The sequence below is a fragment of the Pseudorhizobium sp. NPDC055634 genome (genome assembly GCF_053618655.1).
In genome coordinates, this window is record NZ_JBSHHW010000010.1 from 96,469 (window position 1) to 120,361 (window position 23,893).

Consider the following 23,893-nt stretch of genomic DNA (forward strand, 5'->3'; position numbering starts at 1 on the left):
GATACATAAATAACCCGTCGCCGTTTGGTCAAGGCTTTATATAGTGGATACTACAAAAAATACGCGCACCCGTGGCCGCCCCCGCTGCTTCGATCCGGAAGCGGCCGTCGGCACGGCCAAGCATCTCTTCCATGCACGCGGCTACGATGCCGTCGGCGTGGCCGAGATCACTTCCGCGCTGGGGATAAACCCGCCGAGCTTCTACGCCGCCTTCGGCAGCAAGATGGGCCTCTACCGGCGGGTCCTCGACCGCTATGCGGTGACCGATGCAATTCCGCTCGCCGATATCCTGAAGCCCGGCCGCCCGGTGGCCGAAGGCGTTGCCGCCGTGCTGGAAGATGCCGCCCGCCGCTATGCGGCCGATCCGACGGCGGCCGGCTGCCTCGTCATCGAGGGCACCCGCTGCAACGACGAGGAGGCGCGCCATGCCGCCCGCGCCGTCCATGAAGCGGCCGGCGAAATGATCCGCGCCTATGTCGCCGTTGAATTTCCGGAAGACGCGGAGCGCGTGGCCGACTTCGTCTGCACGACGACGGCCGGCCTTTCGGCGATGGCCCGCAACGGGCTCGGCCTCGATCGGCTCCTTGCCGTCGCCCGGCTCGCGGGAGAGACGGCCGCACGCGAACTCGCCGTGGCCTCCTGACCTGCGCCCGCGCCCCTACCAGGGCTGCGCGGCCGGGCCGACCGTGAATTCGCTGATCGTCGTGTCCTCCGGCGCGTCGATCGCGAAGGCCACCACCTCGGCGATCCGGTCGGGCGAGATGCCGTAGCGGTTATAAAGGTTCTGCATCGACTTGGCGGTGGTCGCTTCGCTGATCGTGGAGAGAAGCTCGGTGTTGATCGCCGCGGGATAAAGCGTCGCGGTGCGTATGTTCGTGCCCTCCATGGCCGATTCCATGCGCAGCACCTCCATGAAGTTCCGCACGAACCATTTCGTCCCGCCGTAGACGGCGTTGGAGGCGTAGAACTTCAGTCCCGCGACGGAGGACGTCGCGATCACGTGGCCCGATTTCTGCTCGATGAACGAGGGAAGCACGGCCGCCACGCCGTGCAGCACGCCCTTGATGTTGACGTCCACCATCCGGTCCCAGTCATCGGTCTTGAGCGATGACAGCAGGGAACTCGGCATCAGCCCGGCGTTGAGGAAGATGACGTCTATCCGCCCGAAGCGCTCCTTCGCAAGCTTCACGATCGCGGCGTTCTCTTCCGGCCTGGTGACGTCCAGCTCCTGGTAGGCCGCCTCTCCGCCCGCTTTCGTGATCTCGTCCGCGATCTCCTTCAGCCGGTCCTCCCGTCGCGCCCCGAGGACGACCTTCGCCCCCTTGCTTGCAAGAAGCTTCGCCGTCGCCTCGCCGATCCCCGACGACGCGCCGGTGATCACCACGACCTTGTCCTTGATCATGTCATGCCTCCTTCCCGGTTGAGACATTCAGGCGCCGTATTCTTCGTCCGACACCTTTTCCATCCAGTCGACGACCTTGCGGTTCTCGACCTCCTGTATCGCGATATGGGTCATGGCCGCGTCCGGCCCGGCCCCGTGCCAGTGCTTTTCACCCGGCGCGAAGAAGACGACATCGCCCGGACCGACCTCCTCGACCGGCCCTCCCCAGCGCTGCACGCGACCAGATCCCGCCGTCACCACGATCGTCTGGCCGAGCGGGTGCGTGTGCCAGGCGGTGCGTGCCCCCGGCTGGAAGGTCACGCTCGCGCCCTGGACGCGGTCGGGAAAGGCGGGATTGAAGAGGGTCTCTACCTGGACGGTCCCGGTAAACCAGTCAGCCGGTCCCGAAACGGAATGCCGGCTCTCGGCCCTGAAGATTTCCATGGGTGTTCTCCTGCTGGTCTGCGACTGACGACACACGCCACTCTGAGGAGAGAGCCCCGCCAGCCTCCCTGACGGGTGCGGAGATATCTGGTGCATGACGGCGCGAAGGCAAGGGCGGAAGGCCCGCGAAACCGGCCACTTCCGGCGTCACCTGCGCGGGCGTGTTCCCGCCTAGGGCGTCTCGGTCTGCCGCTGCTGCCAGAGGTCGGTGAGCGACAGTCCCTTGCGGCCCCAGTTGTCGGTCTCCACTTCGTCGATCACGACGAAGATATATTCCGGATTGCGGCCCAGCTCCTCGACCAGGACCTCGGTCATCCGCCGGATGACCGCCCGCTTCTGGTCGGCGCTTGCAATGCCCTTGGCGATTTCGACTCTGACGATCGGCACGGCAGTCTCCTCCTTTGAAAGGTCAAGCTTGCTGGCGGTGACGGCCATGGCGGCGGACGCCGCCGCCTTGTCGGGGGCGCGCCGTCAGATTCTCCCGCAAAAGGCGTCGAGCGCCGCCAGCTTCACGACGCCCGCCTCCACCTCCGGGGCAAACCCCGGCAGGGCGATCGGCAGGCAGTTGCGCATCGCCGGCGAAAGCGGGAAATCCTGCGCCTCGCGGGTCAGGTTGAACACGAAGAGCAGCCGCTCCCCGTCCTTTTCCCGGATGAAGGCAAGAAGGTCGAGATTGTGGGTGTCGACGAACGTCATCTCGCCGTCGAAGAGCGGCGGGTGCGCCTTTCGGAAGGCGAGCGTCTGCCGGTAGTGGTGCAGCACCGATTCCTGGTCGAGTTCCTGCACGTCGACCGAGGCGGAGACATGCTCAGGCGGCAGCGGCAGCCACGAACGTCCGGCCTCGGTAAATCCGGCATGCGGCTTCTGGACCTCCCAGGGCATCGGCGTCCGGCACCCGTCGCGTCCCTTGAAGGCCGGCCAGAAGCGGATGCCGTAGGGGTCCCTCAGGTCCTCGAAGGTAAGCTCCGCCTCCGTCAGCCCCAGTTCCTCGCCCTGGTAGAGGCAGATCGAGCCACGCAGCGTCGAAAGGACGCTGATCGCAAGCTTGGCCACCCGCTCGCGCTCCTCCGGCGTCTCGGCGAACCGCGTCACGTGCCGCACGACGTCGTGGTTGGAAAAGGCCCAGCATACCCAGCCGTTCGCCACCGTATCCTGGAAGGTCGAGACCACGCGGCGGATGAAGCGGGCGGAAAACGCCGGCCCCAGAAGGTCGAACGTGTAGCACATGTGCAGCTTGTCCTTGCCGCTGGTATAGATCGCAAGCGTCGTCAGCGAACGCGGCCCGTCGCCCACCTCGCCCACGGTCGTGCGGTCCGGATAGCTGTCGATCAGCGCCCTCAGCCGCTTCAGGAACTCGATGTTCTCCGGCTGGCTCTTGTCGTAGAGGTGGTTCTGCATCGAATAGGGATTGGTGTCCGATTCCAGCCCGGCCGTCTCCGCGTCGTAGACGATCGGCGGGTTGTCGCGCAGCCGCTGGTCATGGAAATAATAGTTCACCGTGTCGAGCCGGAACCCGTCCACCCCGCGTTCCAGCCAGAAGCGGACGGCGTCGAGCACCGCCTGCTGCACCTGCGGATTGTGGAAGTTGAGGTCCGGCTGCGCGCTCAGGAAATTGTGCATGTAGTATTGCTTGCGCACCCCGTCCCATTCCCAGCCCGGGCCGCCGAAGATCGACAGCCAGTTGTTCGGCGCCGTCCCGTCCGGCTTGGGATCGGCCCAGACATACCAGTCGGCTCGGCCGTTGGTGCGGCTTGCGCGGCTTTCGATGAACCACGGGTGCTTGTCGGACGTGTGGCTGATCACCTGGTCGATGATCACCTTCAGCCCCAGCCGGTGCGCCTCCGTCATCATCCTGTCGAAGTCTTCGAGCGTGCCGAACATCGGGTCGACGTCGCAGTAGTTGGAGACGTCATAGCCCATGTCGGCCATCGGCGAGGTGAAGAAGGGCGACAGCCAGATCGCGTCGACGCCGAGCGAGGCTATGTAGGCAAGGCGCTCGGTAATGCCCGCAAGGTCGCCGATCCCGTCGCCGTTGGTATCCTGGAAAGAGCGCGGATAGACCTGGTAGATCACGGCGCCGCGCCACCAGTCGGCATCGTTTACCCGGTTTGCGCCTCTTGCCATCGTCAACCTCCTGATCCTGATCCGCGAACGCAACCTAGAGCCATGGTGCAAAAAGACAAACCCCTCGCCGCAACGCGTACCTGAGTGCGGGCCCGCCAGCTTGCCTTGGCCGGAAGTTCGGAATATTGCGGGGACCTCACAACTGAGGGGAGAGAACGCGCGTGGCGGGACGTCTGTTATCGATCGGGGAATGCATGGTCGAACTGTCGCAGGCGGGCGAAGGCCTGCTGCGCCGCGGCTTTGCGGGCGACACCTTCAACGCCGCCTGGTATGCCCGCGCCTGCCTGCCCGCCGAATGGAACGTCGATTACTTCACGGCCCTCGGCGACGATCCGATGTCGTCGGAAATGCTCTCCTTCATGAAGAGCGCCGGGATCGGCACCGAAGCGATCCGCCGCATCCCCGGCCGCACCCCCGGCCTCTACCTGATCACGCTCCGGAACGGCGAACGCACCTTCAGCTACTGGCGCGATACCGCAGCCGCCCGCCGGCTTGCCGATGACGCCGACCACCTGCGCCGCTGCATCGAGGCCGCCGACATCGTCTACTTCTCCGGCATCACGCTCGGCATCCTGACGCCCGAGGCCAACGACACGCTGCTCGCGGAGCTTCGCCGCGCCAGGGCCGCCGGCAAGCGCGTCGCCTTCGATCCCAACATCCGCCCGCGGCTCTGGTCCGACCGCGAGACCATGCTGAGGACGATCAGCGACGGCGCCCGCGCCGCCAATCTCGTGCTGCCGAGCTTCGACGACGAGACCGCCCACTTCGGCGACGCCTCGGTGGAGGATACCATCGCCCGCTATCACGGCCTCGGCGTCGAGGGCGTCGTCGTCAAGAACGGCGAACACGGCGCGACGCTGAGCTTCGGCGGCCCCGCCACCCACGTGCCCGCCGTCACGGCGCCGCAGGTCGTCGACACCACGAGCGCCGGCGACAGCTTCAACGGCGGCTTCCTGTCCGGCCTCGTGCGCGGCGCCTCGCCGGAAGAGGCCGCCGCATACGGCGCGGCAGTCGCCTCCGTCGTAATCGGCCATCACGGCGCTTTGATCAGCCCCGCGCTCCTGCCGGGCTGATACCCTCCGGGCGCGCGGAAACATATTGCCGCCGCCCGGGTTCTATCTCCGCGAAAATCGGCATCCGCCGACCCCAACGGAGGAAATCTCATGAACAGCAAGCTCTTGACCGTCGCGGTCCTTTCCATCGGCCTCGCCACCGGCGCCATGGCCCAGACCAGCGGCAGCGGCGACAGTTCCGGCAGCGCCGGCGGCCAGAGCGGTTCCAGCTCAGGCACCGGCTCCGGCTCCACCTCCGATGCCGGCAAAAGCACCGACACCGGGTCGGGCAGCGGCAGCGGAGCCGGTGTCGGCAGCGGCAGCGACAACGCCGCCGGTACGACGAACTGCGCGCCGGACAACGAGGCCGGCACGGGTACGGCGACCACCGCCGGTACCCAGAACGCCGAAAAGCCCGCCAACTGCTGATCCCGCCATCGGCCGGGAAGATCGCCGCGCGCGGCCTTCCCGGCAATCCTTCCTTCCCCGCCCTTCGCCCCTGACATCCCCCTGTTACAATCCCGCGGCAACCATTCAGTCCATGACGCCCCGCTGCGGCTGAGTCGGCATAGGTCGCCGCCACCCGCACCGTCCCGTCGCCATCTCGTCGCCATGGGGGCCGACATGGACAGGATCACGATCGTCACCGATGCCTGGCATCCGCAGGTGAACGGCGTCGTCCGCTCGCTCCAGAATACCCGGCTGCATCTGGGGCGCATGGGCCTTCACGTCACCATGGTCACGCCGCAGACCTTCCGCAACATCCCCTGCCCCACCTATCCGGAGATCCGCCTGTCGGTCGCGACCTACCGCCAGGTCGCCCGCGAGATCGAGGCCTCGGCGCCCCATGCGGTCCATATCGCCACGGAAGGTCCGCTCGGGCTCCTGGCACGGCGCTGGTGCCTGGAGAACGGCATCTCCTTCTCGACGAGCTACCACACGCGGTTTCCGGAATATGTTGCGGCGCGCTTTCCCGTTCCGATCCGCTGCGTCCAGGCCTTCGTGCGCTGGTTCCACAATGCCGGCAGCGTCTGCATGGTCGCGACCGCGAGCCTGGAGCGTGAGCTTGCTGGTCTCGGCATCCGCAACCAGCGGCGCTGGAGCCGGGGGATCGACCAGGGCATGTTCCATCCGCGGCTGATGTCGAACAGGCCCTTCGGCCTGTCGCGGCCGATCTTCCTCACCGTCGGCCGGGTCTCGCCGGAAAAGAACCTGCCGGCTTTTCTCGGCCTCGACCTGCCCGGCTCGAAAGTGGTCGTCGGGGACGGGCCTTCACGCGCCGAGTTGCAGCGGCGCTATCCGGACGTGCTCTTCACCGGCATGCTGACCGGCACCGAGCTTGCCGAAGCCTATGCGCAGACCGACGTCTTCGTCTTCCCGTCTAGGACCGATACCTTCGGCAACACCATCCTGGAGGCGCTGGCATCGGGCGTTCCCGTCGCCGCCTATCCGGTGACCGGTCCGGTGGACATCATAGAGGAGGGAAGCAGGGCCGGCGTTCTCCGCGAGGATCTTCGCGAAGCCTGTCTCGCGGCGCTGGAATGCCCGCGGGAGAACGCCCGCGCGCTGGCGCGGACCTTCACCTGGGAGGCCGCCACCCGCCAGTTCCTGGACAATGTCGGGCGGGCGGCGCTTGCTCGCCGCTCTGCCCGCATCGGCCCCTCGGGCGCCTGAACGGATGTCCCGCTAGCGGCGCTTCTTTCTGGATTCGAACGGGTTCTCCGAAGCCTTGAGATGGATTCGGATCGGCACGCCCGGCATATGGAAATCGGCGCGCAGGCCGTTCGTGAGGTAGCGGAGGTAGTGTTCCGGCACGGCGTCGGGCCGCGTGCAGGAGATCATGAAGGCCGGCGGGCGCGCCTTCACCTGCGTCATGTACTTGAGCTTGAGGCGACGGCCGGAAACCGCCGGCGGCGGATGCTGCACCTGGACACCCTCGAGCCAGCGATTGAGCTTCGCCGTCGAGATGCGCGTATTCCAGATCCGGTCGGTGTCGATGATGTTCTGCATCAGCTTGTCGAGACCGTAGCCCGTCTGGCCGGAGATCGGCACGGCGCGGATGCCGCGCGCCTGCGGCAGGAGCCGCTCGGTCTTTTCGCGAAGGTCCGCCAGCACGGCCTGCGTGTCCTCGACGAGGTCCCACTTGTTGAAGGCGAGCACGGCGGCGCGCCCCTCGCGCAGCACGAGATCGACGATCTGCAGGTCCTGCTTCTCGAAGGGGATGGTCGCGTCGAAGACGATGACCACCGTCTCGGCGAACCGGATCGCCCGCAGCGCGTCGGCGACGGAAAGCTTTTCGAGCTTCTCCTGCACGCGCGCCTTGCGGCGCATGCCGGCCGTGTCGAACATCTTGATGGTGCGGCCGCGCCAGTCCCACTCGACCGAAATGCTGTCGCGGGTGATCCCGGCTTCCGGCCCGGTCAGGAGCCGGTCTTCGCCCAGGAAGCGGTTGATGAGCGTCGACTTGCCGGCGTTGGGACGGCCGACGATCGCCACCCGGAGCGGCTTCGTCTCGTCATAGGCCGGCACGGCATCCTCGTCCTCGTCGCCCTCGACGTCGGAAGCCGCGACGGTGACATTGGTCACCGCCTCGTCGTCCTCGTCGCCGAAGGCTCGCTCCTCGCCGATCGCCTCGACGATCGCGTCGCGCAGGTCGATCATCCCCTGGCCGTGTTCGGCCGAGATCGGCACCGGCTCGCCGAGCCCGAGCGTGAAGGCGTCGTAGAAGCCGCCGTCCGAACCGCGCGCCTCCGACTTGTTGGCGACCAGCACCACCGGCTTGCCGCTGCGCCGCAGCAGTTCCCCGAACGTCTTGTCGAGCGGCGTCAGGCCCATCTTGGCATCGACCACAAAGAGCGTCAGGTCCGCCTCGGCGATCGCCATTTCGGTCTGGGCCCGCATCCGGCCCTCCAGCGTGTCGGGCCCGGTCTCCTCGAGCCCCGCCGTGTCGATGATGGTGAACCTGAGGTCGATGAGCTTGGCGTCGCCCGGACGGCGGTCGCGCGTCACGCCGGGCGTATCGTCCACCAGGGCGAGTTTCTTGCCCACCAGCCGGTTGAACAGCGTGGACTTGCCGACATTCGGGCGTCCGACGATCGCGACGGTGAAGCTCATGCGTATTTTCCTTCAGCCCTTCCCTCGTGCGGGAACTTAGGGCGCCTTGCCGGATGCGGCGATGTTGTCGAGCATGATCTGGGCCCGGTTGGCGATGTTGCGCGGCGCCGTCGCATCGTTGGCGATCGCCTGGAACCACTCCTTGGCCCGAACCATGTCGTCCGCCTTGTAGGCGGCCAGTCCGAGCGCCTCGCGGGCGGAATTGCGCAGCGCGTGGGTGCCGCCGGTCAGCACTTCCGCCTGGGCGGAAACCTCTTCATAGGTGCCGGTGTCGATCATCAGCCAGGCGGCGCGCAGCCGTGCGACGTCGCGCAGCGCGTCCGGCGCGGAGCCGCGGGCAGCGACGTCCTGGAACGCCTTGACGGCGCCGGCCGTATCGCCCTTCTCGGCAAGCACGGCCGCCGCGCGCATCTGCGCCAGCACGGGATATTCGCCGGTGCCGTCCTGCTCGAGCGACTGGAAGGCCGCCAGCGCCTCGTCATGCTTGCCCTCGGAGGCGAGGTTCAGCGCCGCGAGGAAGCGGTCGCCCGATTCCGAGGCATTGTGGTGCTGCCAGTATTCGTAGCCGCGATAGCCGGCGGTCGCCAGCACGATGACGACGGCCACGCCGATGGCGATCCTGCCGTAGCGGCCCCAGGCGATCCTGAACTGGTCGGATCGCAGTTCCTCGTTCACCTCGCGGATAAAGCTGTCGTTGTCGTGCGCCATCAAAGTCTCCGGCCCCGCAGGGCCCATCTTCGTCCATCATGCGGAAAGGCGCCTTCTAGCGCATTTTCCGCTTGATGTAAGGGGTGTGGCGGCGATTCCTAGATCGGCAGCGGCTGGACGCCGATCAGCCAGACATGCAACCGCCAGATGAAGAGCAGGTAGACCACCGCGCCGATCCCCACCGCGAGCGCGTCGTAGCGCGCCGATACGAACGGCCGGCGCACCAGTTCGCCGCGCCGTTCCCGCCGCTTCAGCGCGATCCTCAGCACCACGCCCCAGGCGAGAAAGGCCGAAAACAGGATGACCGAGGCGGTCTCGCCATTGGCGAGCAGGTGCGCGAAAGCCCAGATCTTCACCGACAGCACCATCGGGTGCTTGGTCTTCGCAGCGATATGGCCGGGCGGCAGAAGGCTCGCCACGAGACAGATCATCGCGACGAGCATGAGGAGGGAGGCTAGATGCGCCATCCAGACCGGCGGCGTGTAGAGGACGCCGGTTTCCTGCCGCGCCTCGCCGAAGGCGTAGATCACCAGGACGAGGGTCGCGATGCTGGCGACAGTATAGCCGAGTGTCCAGGCACGCTCGCCCCGGGCGGCGATGACCGAGGCGCGGAAGCCCGGCGCGATCACCCGTGTCAGGTGGATGCCGAGGAACAGGATGAGGCTGATGACGAGCAGGAGCATGAGGCGTCCCCTTTGCTATGAATCGCTTTCGTCGAATTAACCGCAAAAGCGACAACCTGCCAGCCTCTCCCAAGCTTCGCCGCATTCGCGCCACACAAGGGCATTCCTTCCTTCCAGTGCGGTCTCCATGCTTTATCGATTTTTCGCCTGCCTCGTCCTTTTCGTCGGCCTTTCCACCCTTTCGAACGCCGGCGAGGAGAACCGGCCCCGCCAGCTCCTGCTCGTCTCCTTCGACGGCGGCGGCGACAACGGACTCTGGCAGCGCAGCCGCGATTTCGCCCGCACTTCCGACGTCCGCTTCACCTACTTCCTCTCCTGTTCGCTGGTGATCGCCCGCGAGGACGCCGCCCGCTACAAGGGGCCCCACCACAAGGCCGGACGCTCGAACATCGGCTTCGCCCAGACCCGCGCGGAGGCACGCCGGCGTCTCGCCCATGTCTGGGAGGCGCATGCCGAAGGCCACGAGATCGCCAGCCATACCTGCGGCCATTTCGACGGCGCCGACTGGTCGGTCTCCGACTGGGAGGCCGAGATGAAGAGCTTCCGCCGCATCCTCGCCGACGCCTGGTCCGACAACGGCGCGGCGGCAGAGGAACCGGAAGGCTGGAAGGAGTTCGTCGCCGGCATGACGGGCTTCCGCGCGCCCTATCTCTCCGCCCCCGACAGCCTGTTTGCGGCCGAGCGCGGCCACGGCTTCGTCTATGACGCGAGCACCGTCACCAAGGGGCCTCTCATGCCGACGGAACGGCAAGGCGTCCTCGCCTTCGGCCTGCCGCTCATTCCCGAGGGCCCGAAGAGCCGGCCGATCATCGCCATGGACTACAATCTCTTCATCCGCCATTCCGCCGGCGTCGAGAACAGGAGTCGCTCGGCGGAATTCGAGGAACGCGCCTATGCCGCCTTCCGCGCCGCCTTCGACCGCCAGTACGAGGGCGACCGCATCCCGCTCCAGATCGGCCTGCATTTCGTAGAGATGAACGGCGGCGCCTACTGGCGCGCCATGGAGCGCCTCGTCGCCGAGGTCTGCACCCGGGCCGACGTCGGCTGCGTCACCTATGCGGAGGCGATCCGCGAACTCCAGTTGCGCGGCGAGGCCGAGGGCTCGGGCCCCTGACCGAAGCGGGGATGATTTTCCCGCTCCGGAAATTTTCGCCCCTGCACTTTCAATGACATGACGCCCGTCCGCCTTGCCGTTCATCCCCGCGGGCGTCAATGCTGCGATAATGGCTGCGTCATCGGAAGGGGATGCCGGGTCGCGAACCGGTCACCCGCTTGGGTCGAGACTCGGCACCGGTGATGCCCGAGGCACTGCCGGAATTGCAGGGACGATTTCCGACAGAACCAGGGCCGGGGCAGGCGGAACGCCTGAAACACCAACCCCATGATGCCACCGCCTGCCCTCTCCCCGTCTCACCGCCCGGATTTCCCCGGCGCGGGCAGAAGTGCTGCGCTCATCCCGTCAGTAGGGCCGGTCCGCCTCCAGTTCGCCGCCGGCGGCCTCCCGCTCCAGGTAGTGCTGGTCGATCACCGGCAGAGGCTCGTCGTCGATCGCCGCCTCGAAGGCGCGCAGGCGCTTGTAGATCGACATCAGCTCGACGATCGTCGTCCACGAATTGATCAGGTACTGGAAGGAACTGCGCACCTGCTCGAAGACGTTGAGGACCTGGTTCATCAGCCCGAGCGTCACCTTTCCGGCGACGATCGACGGGATCAGCACCAGCGTGCCGTAGATGTTGTCCGCCTGCAGGTAGAAGATGCGCGCGATGTTGAAATAGAGGTAGTGGAAATAGAGCCGGAAATAGTTCTTCCGGACGTTGTCGAACAGTTCCGCGACCGTGATCGGCTCGGCCCGGTCCTCATGGTCCTCGCCGTAGACCAGTTCCTTTCGATAGGCCGCCTCCACCCGCTGGTTGCGGAATTCGAGCCCCGGCAGCTTGATCCCGACGAGAGCCAGGAAACCGGTGCCGAACAGCGACCAGACGACCGCCGCCCACACCAGCGCATGCGGGATCTCGCCGATGATCGGCAGTTCCGTGATCGTCTGGGAGAAGGTGAAGAGCACCGGCAGGAAGGCGATCAGGGTCATGATGGCCCGCACGAAGCCGACGCCGAGCCCCTCGACCGTCGAGGAAAACCGCATCGTGTCTTCCTGGACACGCTGCGAGGCGCCCTCGATGTGGCGCAGCTTCGGCCAGTGGGACATGTAGTACTCGTTCATCGCCGTGCGCCACCGGAAGATATAGTGGCTGACGAAGAAGAGGTTCAGGACCCCGACCGTGATCGACACGAAGGCGATGCCGGCAAATCCGAGCATCCCGAGATAGAGTTGATCCGCCGTGACCGGCGCCGTCCGGGCGAGCGCCTGCTGGATGAGATCGTAGTAAGGGCCGTACCACGCATTGATGGCGACGCTCACCTGCACCGAGAAATAGGTGGCGAAGATGATGATGGCGCTGCCGAGCACCGACCACATCTGCCAGCGATGGGGGCTGAACACGAACCAGAAGGCAACGAACAGCGCGGATGCCGCCGCATAATAGAGATAGAACCACAGGAACGGCGCCGACCAGAAGACCGAGACGCCGACCGTCGGCTGCTCGTCGGGACCCAGCGGCGGCAGCCCTATGATGGCGCCGAACTCCCGCGCGCCTCCATACCAGAGGAGTATGCATATCCCTGCCCATATCAGCGCGGAAGGAAAGAAGAGCTTCGGTTGCGGAAAGAATGACTTGAACACGGGGGCAGGCTCGCTTGGCTGGATTTCGCCCGTCTGGGGCTGCTGGGTTGGCGCAAACTAGGGCAGAAGTTTGTAACCAGCAATGCCGCCGGTCATCCCTTACCCAATTGTAATCAACGCCCGATCCCCTCCGTTGATCCCGCCCGGTCAGCGCGCCGTCCGGCCCGCCCTGAGGAGCGGCACGACGAGGAGGGCGGAGAGCGTGAGCACGCCCGCCGCAAGCACCGTCGGAAGCGTGAACGATCCGCTCGTCTCGGCAATCCAGCCGGCCACGAGCGGCCCGATGATCTGCCCCGTGCCGAAGGCCGCGGTCATCAGCGCCAGCGCCCTTCGCGGGCTCTCGGGCGCCAGCCGGCGTCCGATCTGCAGCCCGTAGGCCGTCACCGCCATGAAGCTCAGCCCGAGGAAGAGGCCGCCCACCAGCGCGCCGGCGGCCGGCGGCAGGAGAACCGAGACGAGCACGCCGAACGCCTGGATGGCGACGCAGGCGCCATAGGCGGCAACGATGTCGAAGCGCCGCACGACGCCCCGCCAGACCACGAGCGACAGGGCGGCGGCAATGCCCGTCGTCAACCATGCCGCAAACTCCACCGCCGCGCCGGCGCCGGCCGCGCGCGCCATCGTCACCAGGAAGGTCGCGGTGATCACGTAGCCGAAGCCGAACAGGCCGTAGGAAAGCGTCACCAGCACCAGCGGCCGGTGCCAGGCGAGTTCCGGCTCTCCCAACGCTGCCGAACTGCCGGTCGGGCGCGGCAGGAAGCGGAGCGCGATGACGACGAGGATCGCGGCACCTGCCGAACTGCCGATCCACTCGGCGCGCCAGCCGGCCGCTCCCCCGGCGGCACCGCCTGCGGCGAGGTCGAAGGCGAAGACCAGCGCCGAGGAGACCGCGATACCGAAGCCCACTCCCCCGAAATGCAGTATCTGCACCGCTTCGCCGCGGGCGGAATGGGCAAGCACGATCGACGAGGTGAAGACCATGGCAAGCGCGCTCGCCAGTCCGGCGAGGAAGCGGACGAGCGAAAAGGCGGCCACACCGTCGACCGCCGCCATCGCCGCGAGCAGAACCACCGTGGAGAGGAGGCCGAGGATCGCGACCGCCCTCTCCCGCCCGGCGGCCCAGCCGAAGGCGGCGACGATAGCACCGACGAGGTAGCCGGCGAAGTTGGCGCCGGCGATCAGCCCGGCATCGGCGGCGGAAAGCGATGCGCCCTCCATCATTCCCGGCAGGATCGGCGTATAGACGAAGCGCCCGAAGCCCATCGACGCCGCCATGGCCGCACCTCCGGCAAGACCGATCAGGAAGGGCGAGCCCTGGGTCGGGGTCGGGGGCGAGGTCGGGGGCAAAGGATGCACGGGACGGCGGGACGCGGGAGGCATGCTCCGCTTATCGCACCCGTCTGGCGGCGCGACAAACCACAAATGCTCATCGGTTGCATCGGCCCGGCCGATGGATCGCCCATCTTGCCGGGCGGCTCACGCGACGGAGCGGTCATCGTCCTTCTGCCCGCCCGCCGGATGCAGGGCCTCCCACCAGTCTCCGATGGCGTCGATCAGCGGCACCAGCCGCAGGCCGGCGGGCGTCAGGTCGTATTCCACCCGCAGCGGATAGCCTTCGTGGCTGGTCCGCCGCACGATGCCTGCCTTCTCCAGTTTTCGCAGCTCAAGGGTCAGGATGCGGTGGGAGACGGTCGGGTTGTCGCGCCGCAGGTCGCTGAACCGTTTCGTGCCGTCCTTCAGGTAGTAGATCAGGAGGGTCGGCCACCGGCCACCAAGGACCTGCATGACCTCCTCGATCGGGCAGCGGGAGACAAGGTCCTTCACGAAACGTTCTCCGTGGTTACAGGAATGTGCGTAATTTACATATGCCGCAATCGGGGTAGCTTCCAGATCGCTGCGCAGCGTGATCACGAGAAATCACGGAGAACAAGACACGATGGAACCGATCCTCCTCTATGGCTTCCCGGCGGGAAGCTCGATGGGCCTCGTCGCCGCGCTCGAATGGCTGGGCAGCCCCTACCGGCTCTGCCGCGTGGACATGCTCGGCGAGATGCGAGATCCCTCCTATGCCCGCATCAATGCGCGCCACGAGACGCCCGTGCTCGTCACCGATGCCGGCCGCCCTCTCACCGAGACGATGGCGATTGCCGCCTGGCTTGAGGCACGCGACACGAGGCGGCGCATCAGCTTCGACCCACAATCTTCGCAGGCAGACCGCATGCACCAACTGATGGCCTATGTGAATACCGGCTTCACCGGCGCCTTTTCCCCGCTCTGGACCGCGATCGAAATGGCCGATCCCGATCCCGCCTACCGGGCAGCGCTCGAACGCTTCGGCCGCGAGGCGGTCATCGAGCGGCACGACAGGCTGGAGGCGATGATCGGCGAGACACCCTTCCTGGCCGGGAGCCATCCGACGCTCGCGGACGCCGTTCTGGTCGGGGTCGCACGGTGGCTGGATATCCACCGGGTTGCCGATCGCGAGCGCTGGCCGAGGCTTTCCGCGCTCCGGCAACGGCTGGAAGAGGATCCGGCCGTCGTCTACGCGATGGCCCTCGAGGAGGGTCGCGAAGCCACCGGCACCGGCGCCTGCCATGGTCATCTTCCGCTCGCCGAGGTGATCGACCACTTCGGTCGCTGACAAGCGATCGCGGATCGCAAAACGCGATTCGCGGACGTCCATCTGCCCGTCTCCGTCCTTGTCCACAGGACGGCGGCACCGTTCGAGAGCCCGGCCTGTCCCGTTCCGCCACAGGCCCGTGCCGGAACGCGACATCGGCGCCGGCCTCTTCAGGCATTCTTCACCGCGCGCATCCGTCGCGTCGCCCGCGGCTGACCCTTGGCCGCGTTTGTGGCTTACAGTCGGGCAATCGAGTCGGAGGCGACATGACGTCGCCGGCGAGGGCCTGGCATGATGCCCGGCCGGAGCCAACGGCTCGAAGTGGTGCGGTCACGCATTGGGGTCGTGCGGGTTCAATGATTGAGCCTGCCCGGCCGGCGCCCGCACCACGCCTGCGGGTCGAAAGCCCGCGCGGTCGGCGCGCCCCGGAGGTTCCGGGGCTCAGCCGGCGAGCGTCAGGATGATCGGCCCGTTGCGGGTCGCCACCACCGTATGCTCGTACTGGACCGTCAGCGCCCGCGGCTCGCTGTAGAGCGTCCACTGATCGCCGTTGTCGCCGTCTTCCGCCCAGTCGGCGCCGAGCGACAGGAACGGCTCGATGGTGAAGACCAGCCCTTCCTCGATCACCCGCGTCTCGGTCGGGTCCGGCCAGGTCGGCACTTCCTTGGGCTCGTCGTGCAACGTCAGCCCGATGCCGTGGCTGGAAAGGTTCTGGATCAGCGTATAGCGGTTCTTCTTCGCGAACGCCCCGATGGCATTGCCGATGCCGGCGAGCGGCCGGCCGGTCTTCACCTGCTGCAGCCCCGTCCAGAGCGCCCGACGCCCGTCGCGGCAGAGCTTCTCCACCTGCCGCGTCACCGGCGGCACTGCATAGGAGGCGCCGGCATCGCCGAAGAAGCCGTCCTTGACGGCGGAGACGTCGATATTGACGAGGTCGCCGGCGGCGATCACCCGGGCGCCGGGAATGCCGTGCGCCACTTCCTCGTTGACGCTGATGCAGGTCGCGCCGGGAAACTGGTAGCAGAATTCCGGCGCCGACTGCGCGCCGTTTTCCTCCAGCACCTTGCGGCCGATGACATCGAGTTCCGCGGTGGTGATGCCGGGTTCGAGAGCCTTCGCCATGGTCTCGATGGCGACCGCGCAGATGCGGCCGACATCCTTGAGCTTGGCCAGCTCGTCTTCAGTGGTAACGATCATTTATCCATCCGGACGTTCAGGCGGCCGGTTTCGCGCCATCCGCCGTGCCGGTCAACGCTTTTCTGACGAGCGGGGCGACTTTCGTGCCGTAGAGTTCGATGCCGCGCATGATCTGGTCATGCGGCATCAGTCCGATCGCCATCTGCAGCAGGAACCGGTCGTTGCCGAACACCTTGTGGGCCGCAACGATCTTCTCCGCCACCAGTTCCGGATCGCCGACGAAGAGATTGCCGGTCAGCCCGCGCGCATGGTCGTAATGCGCCCGGTTGGTGGGGCCCCAGCCGCGCTCGCGGCCGATCCGGTCCATCACCGCCGCCTGCGGGCCGTAGAACTGGTCCGCCGCAAGCTCGGTCGTGTCGGCGACGAAGCCGTGGACGTTGATGCTGGTCTTCAGGGTCGCCGGGTCGTTGCCCGCCCGCCGCGCCGCCTCGCGGTAGAGCTGGAAGAGCGGCGCAAAGCGCGGATATTCGCCGCCGATGATGGCAAGCGCCATCGGCAGGCCGAGAGCCCCGGCCCGTGCGACGGATTCCGGCGTGCCGCCGACGGCGATCCACAGCGGCAGCCTCTCCTGGAGCGGGCGCGGGTAGACGCCGCGGCCGTTGATCGGGGGACGCAGCCGCCCTTCCGCCCAGGTCACCACTTCCTCGTCGCGGATCGCCATCAGGAGATCGAGTTTTTCGGCGAACAGCTGGTCGTAGTCGCCGAGGTCATAGCCGAAGAGCGGGAAGGATTCGATGAAGGAGCCGCGCCCCGCCATGATCTCCGCCCGGCCGTTCGACAGAAGGTCCACCGTCGCGAACTGCTGGAACACCCGGACCGGATCGTCCGAGGAAAGCACCGAGACTGCGCTGGTGAGCCGGATGTTCTTCGTCTTCACGGCTGCCGCCGCCAGCACGGTAGAAGGCGAGGAGACCGCATAGTCCGGACGGTGATGCTCGCCCAGCCCGAAGACGTCGAGCCCCACCTGGTCGGCAAGCTCGATCTCCTCCAGGAGGTTCTTCAGGCGCGCGGCACCTGCCGCCCCTTTGTCGGCGGCAGCGGGGTCGATGTCGGCGAAAGTGTACAGTCCGAGTTCCATGGGCGATGTCCGATCAAAATCCTCGTAACGGACATAGAGATGCCGGGCGAGATCGGCAAATGCCAATCCGTCGAACGATGCGTTCGACGGTCTCGCCGTGGACCCGGCCGAAGTCGAGCGGGCGGCACGGACAGGGAGGCCGGCACCACGGGAGAAGAAAGAGCGCCGGCAAGATGAATCGGGAAGAGAGGGCCTCGCCCCATCTCCCCGAAAGATCGTCCTTATTAGGACTTGCGGACCTACATCCGCGCAAGCAGTGCAGCCAGTTGGTCGGCGGCCTTGCCCCAGCCTTCGTGGAAGCCCATCTCCTCGTGGGCCTTCTTGTCCTCTTCGGTCCAGTGCAGCGCCTTTGCCGTGTAGCGGGTGCGGCCGCCCGGCAGTTCCTCGAGAAGCACGACGCCCACCATGAACGGCTTGTCCGTCGGCACCCAGCCTTCGGTAAAGGCGTCGGTCATCACGAGCTTCTCGTTCTCGACCAGTTCGAGGTAGACGCCCTGGTTCGGGATCACCTCGCCGTCCGGCCCTTCCATGACGATATTGCAGCGTCCGCCGGCCCGAAGGTCGAGGTCGGCCCCGGTCACCTTCCACGGCTCCGGGCAGAACCACACCTTCAGCAGTTCCGGCGTCGTCCAGGCCTTGTAGATCTTCTCGCGCGGCGCATCGAATTCGCGCACCAGGACAAGTTCGTGGCCGGGTGTCTTCTTGGTCATGTCCATCGTCAATCCCTCACGTCAACCAGATGATGCTCCAAGGACGGTCGAAGGCGGGCGATCCCGACATCGGGTGGCGACAAAAAGTCAGGAGGTCGCGGGCTCTTCGCAGAGCTTGTCCAGTTCCTGGCGCACATGCGCCGCCTCGGCCGGCGAATGGGCAAGCGCGATCGCCCGACCGAAGGCCTCCCGCGCCTCGCCGGTGCGGCCCGTCTGCGCGAGAAGCGCGCCGCGCACGCCGTGAAGGTAGAAATAGCCGTCGAGCACGTCCGCCAGCGGCTCCAGCATGGCCAGCGCCTCCGCCGGCCCGCGGACCTTGGAGAAGGCGACGACCCGGTTGAGCGAGACGACCGGCGACGGGTTTAGCTTTTCCAGGAGCTGGTAGAGGAGCTCGATCTCCCGCCAGTCGGTCTCCTCGGCGCGTTCGGCACGCGCATGCATGGCCGCGATCGCCGCCTGCACCTGGTAGGGTCCCGGCTTGCGGTGGCGGATCGCCTTGTCGAGGATGGCGAGCGCCTCCTCGATCTGCTGGCGGTCCCAGAGCGACCGGTCCTGGTCCTCCAGCAGGATCACCTGCCCCTCGCCGTCGTGGCGGGCGCCCCGCCGCGAATGCTGCAGCAGCATCAGCGCCGTCAGGCCCATGATCTCCGGCTCGGCCGGGAAGATGCGCAGCAGCAGCCGCGACAGCCGGATCGCCTCCTCGCAGAGCGAGGCAACGTCCGGATTGCCCGTGCCGGCCGAATAGCCCTCGTTGAAGACGAGGTAGATCATTGCCATGACCGGGGTCAGCCGCTCGGCACGCTCGGCCGCGTTCGGCGCCTCGAACGGCAGCCCGGCCTTCGCCACCCGCGCCTTCGCCCGGGTGATCCGCTGTTCCATGGCGCTTTCGGAAACCAGGAAGGCGCGCGCGATCCGCATCACGCTGATGCCCGAGACGATCCTCAGCGCCAGCGCGATCTGCTGCGTCGCCGGCAGGTCCGGATGACAGCAGATGAACATCAGCCGCAGGATGTCGTCGCGGTAGTGCGAACTGTCGAGCCGCTCGGCCATGTCGGCCTCGGCGTCGGACAGGTCCGAGAGAACCTTCTCGTCCGGAAGCTCGGTGGTGCGCGCCGCCTTGCGGATCTGGTCGACGCCGCTGTTCCTGCCGACGAAGATCAGCCATGCGGTCGGGTCGCGCGGCGGCCCCTTGTCCGGCCAGGTGCGGATCGCCCTCAGGCAGGCCTCCTGGAACGCCTCTTCCGCCGTGTCGAGGTCACGGAAATAGCGCAGGAGCGCGCCCATGGCCTGCGGCCGGGCCGCCGTCAGCGCAAGGTCGATCCAGGCGAGATCCTTCATCCGGGCGAACTCCCGGGCTCGAAGACGTAGAATGGGCGGATCTCATAGGAGGTCGAGCCGGGATTGGCGGCGGAAAGCGCCTTGGCGAAGGCGATCGCCTCGTCGAGGCTTTCGACGTCCACCGTGTAGAAGCCGAGGAGCACTTCCTTGGTTTCCGCGAACGGTCCGTCGACGACCAGCGGCCCCTCCCGGCCCTTGCGGACGGTGGTCGCCGCCGTGGTCGGCATCAGCCGCCCGGTCGGACCGAGCTTGCCGGCAACCGCCAGCGGTTCCTGGACGGCCTTGAGCCGGCCCATCACGGCCGCCTCCTCCTCCTTCGACCAGGCAAAAACCGTCTCCTCGTCCGCATAGCAGAGGATCGCATACAGCATCGCTTGCTCCTTCTCCCTGTGAAGACGAAGAACTAGCGCCGCAGCCGACAAAACGCATCGGAAACCTGGCGGAAATCTCAGGGAAAGTTTGGGAAAACCTTGAGGAAACCCGCGGAACGCTTGAATATACACCGTCCGGTGCGATCTTTCCGGCACACTATAGTTTCCCGCATCAGAAAAAAACGAGGACTCAATGGCCGATCTCTCCTCCTTCCCGGTCACGCGCCGCTGGCCGCCGCAGAACCCCGACATCCTGCAGCTCTATTCGGCGCCGACGCCGAACGGCGTGAAGGTGTCGATCATGCTGGAGGAGACGGGCCTCGCCTACGAGCCGCATTACATCGACATCGGCAAGGACGAGAGCTGGGAGCCCGAATATCTGTCGCTCAACCCGAACGGCAAGATACCCGCCATCATCGATCCGGATGGCCCGGGAGGAGAGCCCCTGGCGCTTTTCGAGAGCGGCGCGATTCTGATCTACCTCGCCGAGAAGACCGGCCGTTTCCTGCCCGCCGACGCCGCCGGTCGCTACGAGACGATCCAGTGGGTCATGTGGCAGATGGGCGGCATGGGCCCGATGTTCGGCCAGCTCGGCTTCTTCCACAAGTTTGCCGGCCGGGAATACGAGGACAAGCGCCCGCGCGACCGCTACGTCAAGGAAAGCAGCCGCCTCATCCGCGTCCTCGAAACGCGGCTCGAGGGCCGCAACTGGGTGATGGGCGAGGACTATACGATCGCCGACATCGCCATGATCGGCTGGGTCCGCAACCTGATCGGCTTCTACGGCGCCGGCGACCTGGTGAACTACGGCGAACTGAAGCACGTCCCGCGCTGGCTGGAGCGCGCCCTCGCCCGCCCCGCCGTCGCCCGCGGCCTGACCATCCCCGCCAAGCCCTGAACGGCACCCCCGACCAACGGCATCCTGCAGGCGGGCCGGAATTTTTCCGCCCGCCTGTCTGCCCGGCCCTGCCGCGCCCGTCCTTGAGACATTCCCGCCGAGGCGGGCGTCAAACAGGAGGAGCAAGGACATGGATACGACCGTCGAGGCGAATGGCGCACGGCAGGAGACCGCACCGGTCAGGGGCGGCATCGTCCCCTATCTGCAGGTGGACGGGGCGATGAAGGCGGCGGAATTCTACGGGCTTGCGCTGGGCGCCGAGCTTGCGGCCGCCCACCCGCCGGACGATCAGGGCCGGACCATGCATGTCCACCTCTATATCAACGGCGGCTCGCTGATGCTGTCGGACGCCTATCCCGACTACGGCTATCCGCACGAAAAGCCGCAGGCTTTCACCGTCACTCTGCCGGTCGAAGGGATCGACGCCTGGTGGAAACGCGCCGTCGACGCCGGCATGGAGGTGGTGACCGAGCTTCAGGTGATGTTCTGGGGCGATCGCTACGGCCAACTGCGTGATCCCTTCGGCGTCATGTGGGCGATGAACGAGCCCGTCCGCTAGGCTTCTTACTGCAAAGTTCCCGGGCCGGAGGCAGTATCCCGGCCCGGTCGACCGCCCTCCTCACCCGTTTGTGAGCGGCGGATGCGGCATTTTGGACCGCGTTTTAACTTCCCGGTAATTCCTCCCCGCCTGTATTAGACCCGCATCAGAGACGGCCCGGCGATCACATGCGGGCCGAAATCCACGCACAGAAACAGATGGAGGCAAGATGTTCACCCGGACGTGCTGCTTTGCTCTTTCGCTCATGCTGGGATCGGCCGCGGTCGCCAGCGCACAGCCCACCAGGATCAAGCAGTTCGATGCCTGGGGCGTCTATTCCTACACCGAGAACGGCCAGAAGAACTGCTACGCGCTCTCCGTGCCGGTGACGGCGCAGCCCGGCAATGTCAACCACGGCGACAATTTCGTGCTGGTGGCGCCGCAGGGCTCGACCTACGCCCCGCAGGCGATCATGGGCTATGACCTCAACCCCGCCTCCGAGGTGCGGGTCAGGGTGGATGACAAGAGCTTCACCATGGCGCCGAAGGACAACGCCGCCTGGGTGAAGAACCAGTCGCGCGAGCCCGAGATGGTCGACGCCATGCGCGCCGGCCGCGAACTGGTGGTCGAGGCGACCTCGCGGCGCGGCACCAATACCAGCTATGCCTATTCCCTGAAGGGCGTCACCGCGGCGCTGAACGAAGTGCGCAAATGCAACTGACGGTGCCGATACCCGCGCCGGGAGCGATTTCCCGCGCATGAATGACATGACCCTTGCCCGGCGCTGCAGAGCCGGCCTCCTCGCCGTCGTCGCCGTGCTTGCCGGCCTCGCCTTGCCCGCGCCGGCCATCGCCGCCGACGAGGAGGAGGGTTCGGGCTTCCGCAACGGCCGCGAGACCGGCCTCTCCGTCCCGCGCTTCGTGTCCCTCAAGGCGTCGCAGGCGCGCATGCGCATCGGCCCCTCGACCGACTACGCCACCAAGTGGATCTATACCCAGCGGGGCCTGCCGCTCGAAATCACCGAGGAATACGGCAACTGGCGCCGCGTCCGCGACTACGAGGGCGTCAGCGGCTGGATGTCCGGCGCACTGCTTTCCGGCGACCGGACGGCGATCGTCGGCCCGTGGCTCGACGAGCCGATCCCGCTCCGGCGCGCGCCGTCCGCCGGCAGCGGCGTCACCGCGCAGCTGTCGCCGAAGGTGCTGATGGAGATCCGCGGCTGCGATGGCCGCTGGTGCGAGGCGAGGCTGCCGGCCAACGGCCTCGACGGCTATGTCGAGCAGTCGTCGCTCTGGGGCGTCTATCCGGGCGAGCGGTTCGACTGACCGAGCGCGCCCGGAGCTTCCCCCGTCCGCGCCCTCTCCGTCACTCTCTCCGTCACTCTCTCCGTCAGCCGGCCGTCAGCGTCCGCCGGACGGCATCCTTCCAGCCACGGATCTTCCCGGCCCTGACCTCCTCGTCCATCTTCGGCTCGAAGCGGCGCTCGCGGGCCCAGCGGTGGGCGAATTCGTCCTGCCCCGGCCAGACGCCCGCCCTCGAACCGGCAAGCCAGGCGGCGCCGAGAGCCGTCGTCTCCAGGATCGTCGGCCGGTCGACGGGAGCGTCGAGAAGGTCTGCGAGCCGCTGCATCGTCCAGTCCGAGGCCACCATGCCGCCGTCGACGCGCAGCACCGTCTGCCGCCCGTTCTTCTGCCAGTCCTTGTGCATGGCGTCGAGCAGGTCGCGTGTCTGGTAGCAGACCGCCTCCAGCGCCGCGCGCGACAGTTCCGCCGGGCCGGTATTCCGCGTCAGCCCGAAGAGCGCCCCGCGCGCCTCCGGATCCCAGTGCGGCGCGCCGAGCCCGGTGAAGGCGGGGACGAGATAGACGCCCTGCTCCGGATCGGCGCTGTCGGCCAGCTGCCCCGTCTGCTCGGCCCGTCGGATGATGCCGAGCCCGTCACGCAGCCATTGCACGGCCGCACCCGCGATGAAGATCGAGCCCTCCAGCGCATAGGTCGTGCGCCCGCCGAGGCGGTAGGCGATGGTGGTCAGCAGGCGGTTCTTCGACGGCACCATTTCCGCGCCGGTGTTCAGCACCGCAAAGCAGCCGGTGCCATAGGTCGACTTGATCATGCCGGGCTCGAAACAGGCCTGGCCGATCGTCGCCGCCTGCTGGTCGCCGGCCACGCCGAGGATCGGGATCGCCGCGCCGAACAGCCGTTCGTCGGTCACCCCGAAATCATCAGCGCAGTCCTTCACTTCCGGCAACATCGCCGCGGGAATGCCGAGGATATCGAGGAGCTCGGCGTCCCAGCGGTTCTCGGCGATGTTGAAGAGGAGCGTGCGCGAGGCATTGGTGGCGTCGGTGACGAAGCTCGTCCCGCCGGTCAGCCGCCAGACGAGATAGGCGTCGATCGTCCCGAAGCACAGGTCGCCGTTTTCCGCGCGCGCCCGCGCGCCCTCGACATTCGAGAGAAGCCAGGAAACCTTGGTGCCGGAAAAATAGGGGTCTAGCAAAAGGCCGGTCTTTTCCGTGAAGAGCGGCTCCAGTCCCTCGGCCTCCATCCTGTCGCACTCGGCCGCGGTGCGCCTGTCCTGCCAGACGATGGCGTTGTAGATCGGCTGGCCGGTCTCCCTTTCCCAGACGACCGCGGTCTCGCGCTGGTTGGTGATGCCGATCGCGGCAATGTCGGAGGCGCGGATGCCCGCCTTGCGGATCGCCTGGCGGATGGTCAGCACGACGGAACTCCAGATTTCCTCCGGGTCGTGCTCCACCCAGCCGGATTTCGGGAAGATCTGCGTGAACTCCTTCTGCCCGACGCCGGCGACCTGCATGTTTCCGTCGAAGACGATCGCGCGCGTCGATGTCGTCCCCTGGTCGATCGCCAGCACATATCCCGCCATCGGTTCCCCCCTCGGCT

26 protein-coding genes are annotated in these 23,893 nt (G+C 66.9%); 10 read left to right on the plus strand and 16 right to left on the minus strand.

Annotated elements, in window-relative coordinates; translation table 11 throughout:
- The first annotated feature begins 43 nt into the window (after positions 1-43).
- On the plus strand, positions 44-643 hold the full coding sequence (locus ACWGPT_RS16435; RefSeq protein WP_452606702.1) for a TetR/AcrR family transcriptional regulator: 600 nt from the start codon (positions 44-46) through the stop codon (positions 641-643).
- Positions 644-658: 15 nt separating this feature from the next.
- Here the strand turns inward: ACWGPT_RS16435 and ACWGPT_RS16440 are convergent, their stop codons facing one another.
- The 4 genes from ACWGPT_RS16440 to bglA all read right to left on the minus strand — a co-directional run bounded on the left by ACWGPT_RS16440 (position 659) and on the right by bglA (position 3,949).
- Positions 659-1,402 carry an SDR family oxidoreductase gene (locus ACWGPT_RS16440; RefSeq protein WP_452606703.1) on the minus strand — a complete coding sequence of 248 codons (744 nt, stop codon included), beginning with the start codon at positions 1,400-1,402 and terminating at the stop codon, positions 659-661.
- A 27-nt stretch (positions 1,403-1,429) separates the two neighbouring features.
- On the minus strand, positions 1,430-1,825 hold the full coding sequence (locus ACWGPT_RS16445; RefSeq protein WP_452606704.1) for a (R)-mandelonitrile lyase: 396 nt from the start codon (positions 1,823-1,825) through the stop codon (positions 1,430-1,432).
- Between the two features lie 171 nt (positions 1,826-1,996).
- The gene (locus ACWGPT_RS16450) at positions 1,997-2,212 is read right to left on the minus strand and encodes a tautomerase family protein (RefSeq protein ID WP_452606705.1); all 216 of its coding nucleotides are present in this window, start codon (positions 2,210-2,212) and stop codon (positions 1,997-1,999) included.
- Between the two features lie 84 nt (positions 2,213-2,296).
- Complete coding sequence (gene bglA, locus ACWGPT_RS16455; RefSeq protein WP_452606706.1) at positions 2,297-3,949, minus strand: beta-galactosidase BglA; 1,653 nt, start codon at positions 3,947-3,949, stop codon at positions 2,297-2,299.
- A 161-nt stretch (positions 3,950-4,110) separates the two neighbouring features.
- Here bglA and ACWGPT_RS16460 point away from each other — a divergent pair, with 161 nt between their 5' ends.
- The 3 genes from ACWGPT_RS16460 to ACWGPT_RS16470 all read left to right on the plus strand — a co-directional run bounded on the left by ACWGPT_RS16460 (position 4,111) and on the right by ACWGPT_RS16470 (position 6,675).
- The gene (locus tag ACWGPT_RS16460; RefSeq protein WP_452606707.1) at positions 4,111-5,022 is read left to right on the plus strand and encodes a sugar kinase; all 912 of its coding nucleotides are present in this window, start codon (positions 4,111-4,113) and stop codon (positions 5,020-5,022) included.
- A 90-nt stretch (positions 5,023-5,112) separates the two neighbouring features.
- Positions 5,113-5,430, plus strand: a complete 318-nt coding sequence (locus ACWGPT_RS16465; RefSeq protein WP_452606708.1) for a hypothetical protein — start codon at positions 5,113-5,115, stop codon at positions 5,428-5,430.
- Between the two features lie 183 nt (positions 5,431-5,613).
- Complete coding sequence (locus tag ACWGPT_RS16470; RefSeq protein ID WP_452606709.1) at positions 5,614-6,675, plus strand: glycosyltransferase family 4 protein; 1,062 nt, start codon at positions 5,614-5,616, stop codon at positions 6,673-6,675.
- Between the two features lie 12 nt (positions 6,676-6,687).
- Here the strand turns inward: ACWGPT_RS16470 and der are convergent, their stop codons facing one another.
- The 3 genes from der to ACWGPT_RS16485 all read right to left on the minus strand — a co-directional run bounded on the left by der (position 6,688) and on the right by ACWGPT_RS16485 (position 9,506).
- On the minus strand, positions 6,688-8,115 hold the full coding sequence (der, locus tag ACWGPT_RS16475) for a ribosome biogenesis GTPase Der (RefSeq protein ID WP_452606710.1): 1,428 nt from the start codon (positions 8,113-8,115) through the stop codon (positions 6,688-6,690).
- A gap of 36 nt (positions 8,116-8,151) precedes the next feature.
- Positions 8,152-8,823, minus strand: coding sequence for a tetratricopeptide repeat protein (locus ACWGPT_RS16480; RefSeq protein WP_452606711.1), 672 nt, complete (start codon positions 8,821-8,823; stop codon positions 8,152-8,154).
- A 98-nt stretch (positions 8,824-8,921) separates the two neighbouring features.
- Positions 8,922-9,506: an NnrU family protein gene (locus ACWGPT_RS16485; RefSeq protein WP_452606712.1), complete on the minus strand. Its 585-nt coding sequence runs from the start codon at positions 9,504-9,506 to the stop codon at positions 8,922-8,924.
- A 127-nt stretch (positions 9,507-9,633) separates the two neighbouring features.
- On the opposite strand from ACWGPT_RS16485, the gene ACWGPT_RS16490 reads away from it, so the two are divergent.
- Positions 9,634-10,620, plus strand: a complete 987-nt coding sequence (locus ACWGPT_RS16490; protein ID WP_452606713.1) for a polysaccharide deacetylase — start codon at positions 9,634-9,636, stop codon at positions 10,618-10,620.
- A 345-nt stretch (positions 10,621-10,965) separates the two neighbouring features.
- Here ACWGPT_RS16490 and bacA read toward each other — a convergent pair whose 3' ends face one another.
- From bacA to ACWGPT_RS16505, 3 genes are all read right to left on the minus strand, one after another.
- Entirely contained in the window at positions 10,966-12,243 is a 1,278-nt protein-coding gene (gene bacA, locus ACWGPT_RS16495; protein ID WP_452606714.1) for a bacteroid development protein BacA, read from the minus strand.
- 147 nt (positions 12,244-12,390) lie between these two features.
- Complete coding sequence (locus ACWGPT_RS16500) at positions 12,391-13,518, minus strand: YbfB/YjiJ family MFS transporter (protein ID WP_452606715.1); 1,128 nt, start codon at positions 13,516-13,518, stop codon at positions 12,391-12,393.
- A 201-nt stretch (positions 13,519-13,719) separates the two neighbouring features.
- Entirely contained in the window at positions 13,720-14,067 is a 348-nt protein-coding gene (locus tag ACWGPT_RS16505) for a winged helix-turn-helix transcriptional regulator (protein WP_452606716.1), read from the minus strand.
- A gap of 112 nt (positions 14,068-14,179) precedes the next feature.
- Between ACWGPT_RS16505 and ACWGPT_RS16510 the strand changes: the two genes are divergently transcribed.
- A complete protein-coding gene (locus ACWGPT_RS16510; RefSeq protein WP_452606717.1) occupies positions 14,180-14,884 on the plus strand; it encodes a glutathione S-transferase family protein in 705 nt (234 codons plus the stop codon).
- 420 nt (positions 14,885-15,304) lie between these two features.
- Here ACWGPT_RS16510 and map read toward each other — a convergent pair whose 3' ends face one another.
- The 5 genes from map to ACWGPT_RS16535 all read right to left on the minus strand — a co-directional run bounded on the left by map (position 15,305) and on the right by ACWGPT_RS16535 (position 19,557).
- Complete coding sequence (gene map / locus ACWGPT_RS16515) at positions 15,305-16,060, minus strand: type I methionyl aminopeptidase (RefSeq protein ID WP_452606718.1); 756 nt, start codon at positions 16,058-16,060, stop codon at positions 15,305-15,307.
- Positions 16,061-16,076: 16 nt separating this feature from the next.
- Positions 16,077-17,138, minus strand: a complete 1,062-nt coding sequence (locus ACWGPT_RS16520) for an LLM class flavin-dependent oxidoreductase (RefSeq protein ID WP_452606719.1) — start codon at positions 17,136-17,138, stop codon at positions 16,077-16,079.
- Between the two features lie 239 nt (positions 17,139-17,377).
- On the minus strand, positions 17,378-17,848 hold the full coding sequence (locus tag ACWGPT_RS16525; protein WP_452606720.1) for an SRPBCC family protein: 471 nt from the start codon (positions 17,846-17,848) through the stop codon (positions 17,378-17,380).
- A gap of 87 nt (positions 17,849-17,935) precedes the next feature.
- The gene (locus tag ACWGPT_RS16530) at positions 17,936-19,186 is read right to left on the minus strand and encodes an RNA polymerase sigma factor (protein WP_452606721.1); all 1,251 of its coding nucleotides are present in this window, start codon (positions 19,184-19,186) and stop codon (positions 17,936-17,938) included.
- Positions 19,183-19,557: a YciI family protein gene (locus tag ACWGPT_RS16535; protein WP_452606722.1), complete on the minus strand. Its 375-nt coding sequence runs from the start codon at positions 19,555-19,557 to the stop codon at positions 19,183-19,185. The genes ACWGPT_RS16530 and ACWGPT_RS16535 overlap by 4 nt, the downstream gene beginning before the upstream one ends.
- Positions 19,558-19,750: 193 nt before the next feature.
- Here ACWGPT_RS16535 and ACWGPT_RS16540 point away from each other — a divergent pair, with 193 nt between their 5' ends.
- The 4 genes from ACWGPT_RS16540 to ACWGPT_RS16555 all read left to right on the plus strand — a co-directional run bounded on the left by ACWGPT_RS16540 (position 19,751) and on the right by ACWGPT_RS16555 (position 22,318).
- Positions 19,751-20,455, plus strand: coding sequence for a glutathione S-transferase N-terminal domain-containing protein (locus tag ACWGPT_RS16540; RefSeq protein WP_452606723.1), 705 nt, complete (start codon positions 19,751-19,753; stop codon positions 20,453-20,455).
- 130 nt (positions 20,456-20,585) lie between these two features.
- On the plus strand, positions 20,586-21,014 hold the full coding sequence (locus ACWGPT_RS16545; protein ID WP_452606724.1) for a VOC family protein: 429 nt from the start codon (positions 20,586-20,588) through the stop codon (positions 21,012-21,014).
- A gap of 208 nt (positions 21,015-21,222) precedes the next feature.
- The gene (locus ACWGPT_RS16550; protein WP_452606725.1) at positions 21,223-21,714 is read left to right on the plus strand and encodes an invasion associated locus B family protein; all 492 of its coding nucleotides are present in this window, start codon (positions 21,223-21,225) and stop codon (positions 21,712-21,714) included.
- A gap of 37 nt (positions 21,715-21,751) precedes the next feature.
- A complete protein-coding gene (locus ACWGPT_RS16555; RefSeq protein WP_452606726.1) occupies positions 21,752-22,318 on the plus strand; it encodes an SH3 domain-containing protein in 567 nt (188 codons plus the stop codon).
- 64 nt (positions 22,319-22,382) lie between these two features.
- On the opposite strand, the gene glpK is transcribed toward ACWGPT_RS16555, so the two are convergent.
- Positions 22,383-23,876, minus strand: a complete 1,494-nt coding sequence (glpK, locus tag ACWGPT_RS16560; protein WP_452606727.1) for a glycerol kinase GlpK — start codon at positions 23,874-23,876, stop codon at positions 22,383-22,385.
- Positions 23,877-23,893 lie beyond the last annotated feature (17 nt).